This is a genomic window from Mycobacterium sp. 852002-51961_SCH5331710, assembly GCF_001665535.1.
GTDB lineage: Bacteria > Actinomycetota > Actinomycetes > Mycobacteriales > Mycobacteriaceae > Mycobacterium.
Map to the genome: position 1 here is coordinate 88,393 of NZ_LZSQ01000131.1, position 12,212 is coordinate 100,604.

At 68.6% G+C, this 12,212-nt stretch carries 12 protein-coding genes; 4 read left to right on the forward strand and 8 right to left on the reverse strand.

Annotation, left to right across the window (positions count from 1 at the left end; all coding sequences use genetic code 11):
• Positions 1-21 precede the first annotated feature (21 nt).
• Together gatB and A5752_RS26505 are read right to left on the reverse strand one after the other, a co-directional pair.
• Positions 22-1,527 carry an Asp-tRNA(Asn)/Glu-tRNA(Gln) amidotransferase subunit GatB gene (gene gatB / locus A5752_RS26500; RefSeq protein ID WP_067092249.1) on the reverse strand — a complete coding sequence of 502 codons (1,506 nt, stop codon included), beginning with the start codon at positions 1,525-1,527 and terminating at the stop codon, positions 22-24.
• A gap of 23 nt (positions 1,528-1,550) precedes the next feature.
• On the reverse strand, positions 1,551-2,024 hold the full coding sequence (locus A5752_RS26505; RefSeq protein ID WP_067092250.1) for a MarR family winged helix-turn-helix transcriptional regulator: 474 nt from the start codon (positions 2,022-2,024) through the stop codon (positions 1,551-1,553).
• A gap of 79 nt (positions 2,025-2,103) precedes the next feature.
• On the opposite strand from A5752_RS26505, the gene A5752_RS26510 reads away from it, so the two are divergent.
• On the forward strand, positions 2,104-2,796 hold the full coding sequence (locus A5752_RS26510) for an NAD(P)-dependent oxidoreductase (protein WP_067092252.1): 693 nt from the start codon (positions 2,104-2,106) through the stop codon (positions 2,794-2,796).
• Positions 2,797-3,003: 207 nt separating this feature from the next.
• Here A5752_RS26510 and A5752_RS26515 read toward each other — a convergent pair whose 3' ends face one another.
• From A5752_RS26515 to gatC, 3 genes are all read right to left on the reverse strand, one after another.
• Entirely contained in the window at positions 3,004-4,035 is a 1,032-nt protein-coding gene (locus tag A5752_RS26515) for an ATP-dependent 6-phosphofructokinase (RefSeq protein WP_067092254.1), read from the reverse strand.
• 69 nt (positions 4,036-4,104) lie between these two features.
• Positions 4,105-5,568: an Asp-tRNA(Asn)/Glu-tRNA(Gln) amidotransferase subunit GatA gene (gatA, locus tag A5752_RS26520; protein WP_067092256.1), complete on the reverse strand. Its 1,464-nt coding sequence runs from the start codon at positions 5,566-5,568 to the stop codon at positions 4,105-4,107.
• A 14-nt stretch (positions 5,569-5,582) separates the two neighbouring features.
• Positions 5,583-5,882, reverse strand: coding sequence for an Asp-tRNA(Asn)/Glu-tRNA(Gln) amidotransferase subunit GatC (gene gatC, locus A5752_RS26525; RefSeq protein WP_067092258.1), 300 nt, complete (start codon positions 5,880-5,882; stop codon positions 5,583-5,585).
• Between the two features lie 80 nt (positions 5,883-5,962).
• Here gatC and A5752_RS26530 point away from each other — a divergent pair, with 80 nt between their 5' ends.
• The gene (locus A5752_RS26530) at positions 5,963-6,619 is read left to right on the forward strand and encodes an ACT domain-containing protein (protein ID WP_067092318.1); all 657 of its coding nucleotides are present in this window, start codon (positions 5,963-5,965) and stop codon (positions 6,617-6,619) included.
• A gap of 39 nt (positions 6,620-6,658) precedes the next feature.
• Here A5752_RS26530 and A5752_RS26535 read toward each other — a convergent pair whose 3' ends face one another.
• Together A5752_RS26535 and ligA are read right to left on the reverse strand one after the other, a co-directional pair.
• Positions 6,659-6,913 carry a metallothionein gene (locus A5752_RS26535; protein WP_064416829.1) on the reverse strand — a complete coding sequence of 85 codons (255 nt, stop codon included), beginning with the start codon at positions 6,911-6,913 and terminating at the stop codon, positions 6,659-6,661.
• A gap of 81 nt (positions 6,914-6,994) precedes the next feature.
• On the reverse strand, positions 6,995-9,079 hold the full coding sequence (ligA, locus tag A5752_RS26540; RefSeq protein ID WP_197500744.1) for an NAD-dependent DNA ligase LigA: 2,085 nt from the start codon (positions 9,077-9,079) through the stop codon (positions 6,995-6,997).
• A gap of 79 nt (positions 9,080-9,158) precedes the next feature.
• Here ligA and A5752_RS26545 point away from each other — a divergent pair, with 79 nt between their 5' ends.
• Both A5752_RS26545 and A5752_RS26550 read left to right on the forward strand, forming a co-directional pair.
• Entirely contained in the window at positions 9,159-9,596 is a 438-nt protein-coding gene (locus A5752_RS26545; protein ID WP_067092262.1) for an MmcQ/YjbR family DNA-binding protein, read from the forward strand.
• Positions 9,597-9,612: 16 nt separating this feature from the next.
• On the forward strand, positions 9,613-11,217 hold the full coding sequence (locus A5752_RS26550) for a 4-coumarate--CoA ligase family protein (protein ID WP_067092264.1): 1,605 nt from the start codon (positions 9,613-9,615) through the stop codon (positions 11,215-11,217).
• Here the strand turns inward: A5752_RS26550 and A5752_RS26555 are convergent, their stop codons facing one another.
• Positions 11,218-12,105 (reverse strand): hypothetical protein, encoded by an 888-nt coding sequence (locus tag A5752_RS26555; protein WP_067092266.1) that lies wholly within the window; start codon positions 12,103-12,105, stop codon positions 11,218-11,220.
• Positions 12,106-12,212 lie beyond the last annotated feature (107 nt).

The window sequence follows — 12,212 nt, forward strand, 5'->3', positions numbered from 1 at the left end:
ACCCTGTGTGCAGTTTCGGCGCTAGCTGCAGGCCTCCAGCACGAGTTCGCGTACCCGCGCCGCGTCAGCCTGGCCCTTGGTGGCCTTCATTACGGCGCCGACGATCGCGCCCGCGGCCTGAACCTTGCCACCTCGGATCTTCTCGACGATATCGGGATTGGCGGCCAGCGCCTCGTCGACGGCGGTCTGCAGCGCCGAGTCGTCGCGCACGACTTCCAACCCGCGGTCCTTCATCACCTGCTCGGGCTCACCCTCGCCGGCCAGCACACCCTCGACGACTTGGCGCGCGAGCTTGTTCGACAGCTTGCCGTCGTCGACGAGCTTGACCACCGCCGCGACCTGAGCGGGCGTGATCGGCAGGTCGGACACTGCAACCCCATCTTCGTTGGCCTTCTGCACCAAGAAGTTCCCCCACCACGCGCGGGCCGCGTCGCTCGAGGCGCCCTCCGCCACGGTGGCGGCGATCAGGTCGAGCGCCCCGATGTTGACGAGGTCGCGCATCACCTCGTCGGAGATGCCCCAGTCCTGCTGAATTCGCTTTCGCAGCACCCACGGAAGTTCGGGGATGGTCGCCCGCAGCCGCTCGATCCACTCGGCGTCTGGGGCGACGGGTTCCAGGTCGGGCTCGGGGAAATAGCGATAGTCCTCGGCGGTTTCCTTGCTGCGACCCGGCGAGGTGTAACCGTCCTCGTGAAAGTGCCTGGTTTCCTGGGTCACTCGGCCACCGGCATCGAGAACAGCTGCCTGGCGGCGCATCTCGTAGCGGACGGCGACCTCGACGCTCTTGAGCGAGTTGACGTTCTTGGTCTCGGTGCGGGTGCCGAACTCCTTCTGCCCGATCGGTTTGAGCGAGACGTTGGAGTCGCAGCGCATCGATCCCTGGTCCATGCGTACATCAGAGACCCCGAGGCCGCGCAGCAGATCCCGGAGCGCGGTCACGTAGGCGCGGGCGATCTCGGGCGCGCGCTCACCGGTGCCCTCGATGGGTTTGGTGACGATCTCGATCAGCGGCACACCCGAACGGTTGTAGTCGATCAGCGAGGTCGTCGCCCCCTCGATGCGGCCCGTCTCGCTGCCGAGGTGGGTCAGCTTGCCGGTGTCCTCTTCCATGTGCGCGCGCTCGATCTCGACGCGCCAGGTCGTACCGTCGTCGAGCGGCACCTCGAGATATCCGTTGATCGCGATCGGCTCGTCGTACTGCGAGATCTGGTAGTTCTTCGGCATGTCCGGATAGAAGTAGTTCTTCCGCGCGAACCGGCACCACGGCACGATCTCGCAGTTCAGCGCGAGCCCGATGCGGATCGCCGACTCGACGGCCTTCTCGTTGAGCACGGGCAGTGACCCGGGCAGGCCGAGGCAGACGGGACACACCTGGGTGTTGGGCTCGGCGCCAAACCTGTTGGCGCAGCCGCAGAACATCTTGGTGGCGGTGGACAGCTCGACGTGCACCTCCAGCCCCAGCACCGGCTCGTAGCGTGCGACGACGTCGTCGTAGTCGAGCAGATCGGCGGCGGATGCAGTGGTCATGCCGCGAGTTTAGTGGTGCGGGCCTACCCGAGTTTGGGGTGCACTCCGGGTATCAGCCCGGCCGCGGCCGACATCCGCTGCAGGTCGCGCAGCACCGTCTTGCGCTCGGCGGCCGTGAACGGTGCCGTGATCTCGGCCTCCTGCTTGCGACCCTGCTCATCGAGTTTCGGCAGCAGCTCGCGGGCCTTGCCGGTCAGCGTCACCGCGAACGCCCGTCGGTCACCGGGATGGGGCATCCGTTTGACCAGCCCCTGGTTCTCCAGCTTGTCGATGACGGTGACCATCACGTTGCGGTGGATGTTGAGCTGCACCGACAGCTGACGCTGCGTCTGTCCATCCGCCTCGGACAACGCCTTGAGCACCGCGTACGTGCGCGGTTCGACGCCGAACGGCTCCAGCCGGCGCACGAAGTCCTCCGCGAGGTGAACGCCGAGCTGGGAGAGCAGGAACGGAATCCGCTCGTGCAGCTCGGCGATGCCGGTCGAACGCTCGTTCATGCGGCGAGACTAGCACCGCGAGTGATAGTCACCTATCGTGATAATCACTTATCATGATCATTTGGGAGGTACGCCATGAATCGTCGTCTTCGGCGCCAACGGCCAGACCGGCCGGCTGCTGACGCGCTGCGTGCTCGATTCGGGCCACGAGGCGGTGGCCGTGACGCGTCGGCCCGCGGAGTTTCCCTTCGCTCATCCGCGGCTCGAGGTGGCGCGCACCGATGTGCGCGACGCCGCCGCCACGGTTCGCGTCGTCGAGGGGGCCGACGCGGTGCTGTCGACGCTCGGAGTGCCGTTCACCTTGCGGCCCGTCGACATCTATTCGACCGGAGTGCGAAACATCGCCGCCGCCATGCGGCAGTCGGGCGTGCGACGACTCGTGGTGGTGAGTTCGACCGGCGCGCATCACTATTCGGGCCGGGTCGACCCGCCGTTGGCGCTGCGCATCGTCGAACCGGTCATCACCCGGACTATCGGTAGGAGCACCTACGACGACCAGCGGCGGATGGAGGACATCGTGCGCGAGACCGACCTGGACTGGACGATCGTGCGGCCGTCGGGTCTGTTCGACCTGCCGGCCGTGACGAAATACGTTGCCGGAGAGGTGGACCCGGTGGGCGGCTTCACAGCCCGCATCGATCTGGCCGACTATCTGGTCGCGCTGGCGAGCGATTCGACCATCACGGGCAAGACGGTGACCGTCTCCACCACCGAGCAGACGCCCACGATGTGGCAGATGGTCCGGCGAGAAGCGTTCAAGAGGGCCTCATGACGGCGGCGCTGTTGCACTTTCGACCCATCCTGGCCCCCATGGCACGGGTGAACCTACCCGCGTCGTGGTTGAGTTTCCGATAGGGACACTGAAAACCTGTGGGGTGATCGGTCTTGCCGCGGGACTCGCGTTCGCGCCCATCGGTCTCGCAGCCGCGACCGGCTTGGTGCTGATCTTCGTCTGCGCGCTCAATGCGGGCGCGCTGCCCTAACCGAAGAACTCCGCGGCGTCGTCGTAGCGGCTCTGCGGAACCAGCTTCAGCTGACGGACCGCGTCGGCCAGCGGAACCCGGCCGATCTCCTGGCCGCGCAGCGACACCATCATCCCGTACTCCCCCGCGTGCGCGGCGTCGGCGGCGTTGACGCCGAAGCGGGTGGCCAGCACGCGGTCGAAGGGCGTCGGCGTGCCGCCGCGCTGGACGTGCCCGAGCACGGTGACGCGCACCTCTTTGTTGATGCGCTTCTCCACCTCGAGGGCGAGTTGCTGTGCGACGCCGGTGAAGCGCTCGTGGCCGAACTCGTCGATGCCGCCCTGCCGCAGCTGCATCGTCCCCTCGGCCGGCTTCGCCCCTTCTGCCACCACACAGATGAAATGCGAATCGCCGCGCACGAAGCGCTGTTTGATCAGTCGGCAGACCTCTTCGACGTCGAACGGCTGCTCGGGAATGAGCGTCATGTGCGCACCGGACGCCAGCCCGGCGTTCAGCGCGATCCACCCGGCGTGGCGGCCCATCACCTCGACGAGCATCACGCGTTGATGCGACTCAGCCGTGCTGTGCAGCCGGTCGATGGCCTCGCTGGCCACCCCGAGCGCGGTGTCGTGGCCGAATGTGACGTCCGTGCAGTCGATGTCATTGTCGATGGTCTTCGGCACGCCGACGACGGGCACGTTCTCCTCGGAGAGCCAGTGCGCGGCGGTGAGCGTGCCTTCCCCGCCGATCGGGATCAGCACGTCGATGCCGTTGTCGTCGAGCGTCTGCTTGATCTGGTCGAGCCCGGCCCGCAACTTCTCCGGATGCACCCGGGCGGTGCCCAGCATCGTGCCGCCCTTGGCGAGCAGGCGGTCGTTGCGGTCGTCGTTGGCGAGTTGGATGCGGCGGTTCTCCAGCAGGCCGCGCCAGCCGTCCTGGAAGCCGACGACCGACGAGCCGTAGCGAACGTCACACGTTCGGACCACCGCCCGGATGACCGCGTTGAGTCCTGGACAGTCGCCCCCGCCGGTGAGAACTCCGATGCGCATGACCCCATCCTCCCCGAGCGCGCGGTTGTTTGCGCCCTCTGTCGGCGTTTGCGTCCGTCAAACGGGCGTTCAGACCGCCGTCGACAGCGGTCCGCGCGCCGCCTCGTATGCCGCGCCGACGCGGTACAGCCGGTCGTCGGCCAGCGCCGGCGCCATGATCTGCAGACCGACGGGCAGATTGTCGTCGGGCGACAGACCGGACGGCACCGACATTCCGCAGTGTCCGGCCAGATTCAGCGGCAGCGTGCACAGGTCGAACAGGTACATCGCCAGCGGGTCGTCGACCTTCTCCCCCAACGGGAACGCCGTGGTCGGCGTCGCCGGTGAGATCAGCACGTCGACCCGCTGATAGGCCTCGTCGAGGTCGCGCGCGATCAGCGTGCGCACCTTCTGCGCCTGGTTGTAGTAGGCGTCGTAATAACCCGCCGACAACGCGTAGGTGCCGATCATGATGCGACGCTTGACTTCCGGGCCAAACCCCGCGGCGCGGGTCAGCGCCATGACCTCCTCGGCGCTGTGGGCGCCGTCGTCGCCGACGCGCAGCCCGTACCGCATCGCGTCGAACCGCGCGAGATTGCTTGACACCTCCGACGGCAGGATCAGGTAGTAGGCGGGCAGCGAGTAGTCGAAGTGCGGGCAGTCCACCTCGCTGACCTCGGCTCCCAGCGCGGTGAGTTGTTCGACGGCGGCGTTGAACGACTCGAGCACGCCGGGCTGGTAGCCGTCGCCGCGCAGTTGCTTGACCACGCCGATCCGCAGGCCCGCGAGGTCGCCGGACGCGCCCGCGCGTGCGGCGCCGACGACGTCGGGCACCGCCGCGTCGACCGACGTCGAATCCTTGGCATCGTGGCCGGCGATCACCTGGTGCAACAGGGCGGTGTCGAGAACGGTTCGGGCACACGGGCCGCCCTGGTCGAGGGACGAAGCGCAGGCGATGAGCCCGTACCGCGACACGGTTCCGTAGGTCGGTTTCACGCCGACGGTCGCGGTCAGCGCGGCCGGTTGGCGGATCGAGCCGCCGGTGTCGGTGCCGATGGCCAGCGGCGCCTGGAACGCGGCCAGCGCCGCGGCGCTGCCGCCGCCCGACCCGCCGGGGACGCGCTCGACGTCCCACGGATTGCGGGTCGGCCCGTATGCGGAGTTCTCGGTCGAGGACCCCATCGCGAACTCGTCCATGTTTGTCTTGCCGAGGATCGGCAGACCCGCCGCGCGCAACCGCATGGTGACGGTCGCGTCATACGGCGAGGTCCAGCCCTCGAGGATCTTCGACCCGCAGGTCGTCGGCATGTCGGTGGTGGTGAACACGTCCTTGAGCGCGATCGGGACGCCGGCAAGCGGCGAAGGCAGGTTTTCACCGGCGGCGACGGCGGAGTCGACGCGCGCCGCCGCTTCCAGCGCACGCTCCTCGGCGACGTGCAGGAACGCGTGGTAGCGCTCGTCGGTGGCCGCGATCTGGTCCAGGTGCGCCTGGGTGACCTCGGTCGACGACACCTCCTTGGCGGCGATCTTCTCCCCGAGCGCCGCCGCGTCCATCCGAGTGAGGTCGCTCACTGCGCCTCCCCCAGGATCCGCGGCACCGCGAACCGGCCCTCGGCTGTTTTCGGCGCCTGATCGAGCGCCTCCTCCTGCGTCAGGCACGGCTCGACCGCGTCCGGCCGGAACACGTTGACGTCGGTGAGCGGGTTGCCGGTGGGTTTGACGCCCTCGACGTCGACGGACTGGATCTGGCTGACGTGACCGAGGATGGCGTCCAACTGCTCGGCGTAGCTGTCCAGCTCGTCTTCGCTCAGCGCGAGGCGGGCCAGGCGCGCCAGGTGGGCTACCTCGTCTCGGGAGATCTGCGACACGACAAGCAAGCCTAGTCACCGCGGTTGCGGCCGCTGAGGCCGGAATGCCCACCCCGGCGCTCTGTGCAACAGTGTTGCGCGTGCCTACGTACCTGCTGCGGGTCCAGCTCGAGGACCGACCTGGCAGCCTCGGCTCCCTGGCCGTGGCGCTCGGGTCGGTGGGCGCCGACATTCTGTCGCTTGACGTGGTGGAACGGTCAGCCGGTTACGCCGTCGACGATCTGGTCGTCGAGCTGCCCGGGGGTGCGATGCCCGACATGCTGATCACCGCCGCCGAGCAGATCAAGGGCGTCTACGTCGACTCCATTCGTCCACACACCGGCCTGCTCGAGGCGCATCGCGAGCTCGAGCTCATCGACCACATCGCCGCGGCGGACCGCAAGAGCAGGCTGCAGGTGCTCGCCGACGAGGCCCCCAGGGTGCTGCGCGTGGGCTGGACCTCTGTGGTGCGGTTGACCGACAGTGGACCGGAACGTCTCGTCGGCAGCTCCGGCGCCCCCGAGACCCAGGTGGAAGAGACGCCGTGGCTGCCGCTCGACCACGCCGAGGCGCTCGACGGTGACGCCGCGTGGGTGCCGCAGGTGTGGCGCGACATGGCGACCACGCTGGCGGCTGCGCCGCTCGGGGACCCCCGCACGGCTGTCGTGCTGGGCAGGCCGGGCGGACCGCTGTTCCGGCCGTCGGAGGTCGCTCGGCTCGGCTATCTCGCGGGAATCGTCGCGACGATTCTGCGCTGAGGGTTCGCGCCGAAAGCCGTTGCGGCGGAAGCCAATCGGTCAGCCGCCGGCCGGAACCGGCCAGCGGTCGTTGACGTCGGCGTTGGTGTCCTTGCGGGCGCAGTGCGCGCAGCAGAAGATCGCTTCCTCGGTTTCGATGCCGTGCCCGAGGATTCGGCACCCGCAGTGCGCACATTCCGGGGCCAGCTGGACGGCCGCGCACTCGACGCTGTCGAACGTCGCGCTGCGGCCGTCGGGCCACGTCACGGTGAACGCCTTGTCGTAGTCGTTGCCACAGGTATCGCAGATCGCCATCACAACTCCTTGTCGATTCGCCCAGTCGGGTGCCCCGTGGGCGGGCCGGACAAACGCGGAGCGCTCGGGCGAGCGGCGATCTCAGACCCCGTCGGGCCCGTTCTCCAGCAGCCGGGCGAAACCGTCCTCGTCGAGGATCGGCACCCCCAACTCGACGGCCTTGTCGTACTTCGACCCCGGCGAATCACCCGCGACCACGTACGCCGTCTTCTTCGACACGGAACCGGCTGCCTTGCCGCCGCGCGCGACGATCGCCTCCTTGGCCTCGTCGCGGGAGAACCCGGTCAGCGAGCCGGTGACGACGATCGACAGCCCTTCCAGCGTCCGCTCGATGCTGGCGTCGCGTTCGTCGGCCATCCGCACGCCGGCCTCGCGCCACTTGTCGACGATCGCGCGGTGCCAGTCGACGGTGAACCACTCGGTGACCGCGGCCGCGATCGTCGGGCCGACCCCCTCGACGACCGCAAGTTCGTCCTCCGAGGCGGACATGACGGCGTCGAGGCTGCCGTACTCGGTGGCCAGCGCGCGCGCCGCCGTCGGCCCGACGTGACGGATCGACAGTGCGACCAACACCCGCCACAGCGGTTGCGATTTGGCCTTGTCCAGATTGGCCAGTAGCCGTTTGCCGTTGGCCGAGAGCTGACCGTTCTTCGTGGTGAACAGATCCGTGCGCAGCAGGTCGTCTTCGGTCAGCGTGAACAGGTCTCCCTCGTCGGCGATGACACCGGCCTGCAGCAGCGCGGTGCCCGCCTCATAACCCAGACCCTCGATGTCGAACGCGCCGCGGCCCGCGACGTGAAACACGCGCTCGCGCAACTGCGCCGGACAGGATCGGGTGTTCGGGCAGCGGATGTCGGCGTCGCCCTCCTTAGCGGGCGCGAGCTTGGTTCCGCACTCCGGACAGTGCGTCGGCATCACGAACTCGCGTTCGGAGCCGTCGCGCAGATCGACGACCGGGCCGAGCACCTCGGGGATAACGTCACCCGCCTTGCGGATGACCACCGTGTCCCCGATGAGCACGCCCTTGCGCTTGACCTCCGAGGCGTTGTGCAGCGTGGCCTGGCTGACCGTCGAGCCGGCCACCTTCACCGGCTCCATCCAGGCGAACGGCGTGACCCGACCGGTGCGCCCGACGTTGACCTTGATGTCGAGCAGCTTGGTCTGCGCCTCCTCGGGCGGAAACTTGTAGGCGATGGCCCAGCGCGGCGCCCGCGACGTCGATCCGAGCCGGCGCTGCAACGACACATCGTCGACTTTGACCACCACGCCGTCGATTTCGTGTTCGACGTCGTGGCGGTGTTCGCCCCAGTACGCGATGCGCTCGGTGACCGCGTCGATTCCCTTGACCTGCGCGGTGTGCTCGGAGACCGGCAGCCCCCATGCCGCCAGCGCCAGATAGGCGTCGTGCAGGGTTTTGGGCCGGAACCCCTCGGCGTGGCCGACGCCGTGGCAGATCATCCGCAGCTTGCGGCGCGCGGTGACGGCCGGGTTCTTCTGCCGCAGCGAGCCGGCCGCGCTGTTGCGGGGATTGGCGAACGGCGGCTTGCCGTCGGCGACCAGACCGGCGTTGAGTTCCTCGAAATCGGCCACGCGGAAGAACACCTCACCGCGCACCTCGAGAACCTTGGGCTGCGGGAATTCGTCGCTGTGCCTGAGCTTTTCGGGGATGTCGGCGATGGTGCGGGCGTTCAGCGTGACGTCCTCACCGGTGCGGCCGTCGCCTCGGGTGGCCGCCCGCTCCAGCCGGCCGTCGCGGTACACCAGAGACAGGGCGACGCCGTCGATCTTGAGCTCACACAGGAAGTGCGCGTCCTGCAGCACGTTTGGGCCGATCTCACCCTTGAGCCGCCCCGCCCATGCGGCGAGCTCATCGGGTGTGAACGCGTTGTCCAGGCTCAGCATTCGTTCGAGATGCTCGGCCGGGGTGAAATCGGTGGCGAAGCCGGCCCCGCCCACCAACTGGGTCGGCGAGTCCGGGGTGCGCAGTTCGGGGTGGTCCTCCTCGAGGCCCTCCAGTTCGCGCAGCAGTGCGTCGAACTCGGCGTCGGTGATGATCGGGGAGTCGCGCACGTAATAGCGGAACTGATGCTCGCGCACCTCGTCGGCGAGCTTCTGCCAGCGGCGACGCACGTCGGCGTCGGGGCCGTCGTCGGACTGCGCGGCCAGCGCGTCTTCGGCACGCTTGGAGGTCACCTTCGCAGGCTAACCGAGCGGCCCGACAGCACCGCACCGTTACCCTGACCCCATGCCGCACCCGATCATGTTCCGCGACGACGACCCGGTGCTGGCACGGGTACGGACGCTGGCGCTGTCGTTTCCCGAGGCCTACGAGAAGATCTCGCACGGACGGCCCGCATTTTTCGCCGCCAAGATGTTCGCGATGTACAGCGGCAGCGTCAAACCGCCGCGCAAGGGCGACTACATCCAGTACCCGCAGTCGATCCTGGTCAGGGTCGACCAGAGCGAACGGCACGCGCTGCAGGACGACGCCCGGTTCTTCTCCCCCGCCTATCTCGGGCCGTCGGGGTGGCTGGGGCTCGACCTGTCGGCCGGGACCGTCGACTGGGACGAGGTGCGGGAGCTGATCGACGCGTCGTTTCGGTTGACCGCGCCCAGGAAACTCATCAAACAGCTCGACTCAGAAACCTCGACGAGGTCTGAACAAACAGCCGACAGGCCATGAATCGATCGGAGACGCGATGAGTTTCGCGAGCCCCTTTCCCGAGGTCGACATTCCGTCCACCAGCGTCTACGACTACCTGTTCGGCGACATCGCCGAGGCAGACCTCGACCGGATCGCGCTCGTCGACGCGAAGTCCGGCCGCGAGACCACCTACCGCGAAGTGATCGCGCGCATCGAGGCGTTCGCGGGCGCGCTCGCCGGGCGCGGGATCGGCGTCGGTGACGTCGTCGGTCTGCTCTCGCCGAACAGTTCCGGGTTCGCGGTCGCATTTCATGGCATTCTGCGCGCGGGCGCGACCGCGACGACCATCAACGCGCTGTTCACCGCCAAGGACATCGCCAAGCAGCTAACCGACTCCAAGGCCAAGATGCTCGTGACGGTTTCCCCGCTGCTGGCACAGGCCGAGGAGGCGGCCGCGGCGGCGGGCATCGCCGGCGACGCACTCGTCGTGCTCGACGGTGCCGGCCAGGACGCCGACGGACACCCGAACGCCGAGGACCTGATGGGACCCGGCCACCCGGCGCCGGATGTGAGCTTCGCACCGTCGTCGCACCTGGCCGCGCTGCCGTACAGCTCGGGTACAACCGGAAACCCCAAGGGCGTCATGCTCACCCACCGCAACCTGGTGGCCAACGTCGCCCAGATCCGGCCCCTGCACGGCATGGTCGCCGACGACACCGTGCTCGCCGTTCTGCCGTTCTTCCACATCTACGGGATGACCGTGCTGCTCAACGCGGCGCTGCATGCGCGGGCCAAGTTGGTGATCATGCCGAACTTCGATCTCGGCGATTTCCTCGGCAACATCCAGAACCACGCGTGCACGATCGCGTTCATCGCGCCTCCGGTCGCCGTGGCGCTGGCCAAGCATCCGTTGATCGACGAATACGACCTGTCCTCGCTGAACGTCGTGATGTCGGGTGCGGCTCCGCTGGACGCCGATCTCGGCCACGCCGTCGCAGAACGGTTGGGGTGCCGCGTGGTTCAGGGTTACGGCATGAGCGAGCTCAGTCCGGTCAGCCACATCACCCCGTTCGACGGCGGCCAGCACGAGATGAACATGGTGGCGCCACTGAGCTCGGTCGGCTGGACGGTGTCGAACGCCGCGTCGAAGATCGTCGACCCCGAGACCGGTGATGAGATCGACCCGCCCACAGAGGGTTTGAGCGAAACCGGCGAACTGTGGTTCAAGGGCCCGAACGTGATGGCCGGCTACCTCGGCAACGAAGAGGCCACCGGGGAGACGATCGACGACCAGGGCTGGTTGCACACCGGCGACCTAGCGCAGGTCGACGCCGACGGCTGCGTGTACATCGTCGACCGACTCAAGGAGCTGATCAAGTACAAGGGCTACCAGGTCCCGCCGGCCGAACTGGAGGCCGTGCTGCTGAGCCATCCCGACATCGCCGACGCCGCCGTCGTCGGGGTGCCCGACGCCGAGGGCGAAGAGGTGCCGAAGGCGTTCGTGGTCAAGCGATCCGGGGCGGAGCTCACCGAGCAGCAGGTGATCGACTTCGTCGCGGGCGAGGTGGCACCGTACAAGAAGGTCCGCCAGGTCGCGTTCATCGACGCGGTGCCGAAGTCGGCGTCCGGCAAGATCCTCCGCAAGGATCTGCGGAGCTGATCAGGATCGGCCGATCCGCTCGGCCGCCTGGGCCGCCCTCGCCTGTCGGTACCCGAGCGCGGCGCCCGCCACGGGGATCACCAGCAAACCGGCGATGCCCCACAGGGGGTCGGTGGTGCCGGCGCCGGGCGCGACGACGAACTGACGCACCACCGCGGGTGGAGCGGTGTCCCGGCTCAACGGAGTCGGTGCGAGCGGCGGCAGCGACTCCGGGGGCATCGGAGCCGGCAGGGCGGGCGCCGGGACCGCGGGCGCCGGGACCGCGGGCGATTCCCCGCCGGCTTCAGGCGCGGGACCGCGGCTCTGCGGGGTGCGACCGTTGCCGAACGTCACCTGAGGCGGTTCGAACGCGGGCGCGAGCGCACCCGCGGCACCGGATCCGCCCGCCGCGACCGGTCCGGCCACCGACGCGATGCCCACCGGCGCTTCGACGACGGGCGCCACACCTGCTACGGCCGACCGGTTGGCGGACTCCGGACCCGCCGCCACCCGAGCCTCCGGCTGCGGGGTGGACGCCACTCGGGCGGCCGGCTGTGGGCTCGATGCGGCGCGACCGGCCGTCTCGGGGCCCGGCGCGACGGACAACCGGTTGCCCGATGTCGTCTTGAGGTCTTCGCGGCCCGAACCGACCCGCGATTCCGGGGCCGCACCGGGGCGGTTGAGGCCGCCGCCCTGTTTGCTGCCGCCGGGGCGGTTGCCGTCGCGGCGGTCGTTGTCGTGCTTGCCGTTGTTGGACCCGCGGCCGTGGCTGCCACCCCGATCGGAGCTGTGTCCACGGTCGGAGCCGCGCGAGTCACCGGGGTGGGCGTACGCGACCGCCGCACCCGATCCGCTCAGCAGGAAAAATACGGACACCACGCCGGCACCTGCGGCGAGGCGCGGGTTCATCCGAACACCATTCCCTTCTCGGCAAAGGCGAATGACATCGCCTGACAGGCATTCTTGCATGAGAGCACCCCGAAGCGCAGCACCCGATTCGGACGCCGCAAATCGTC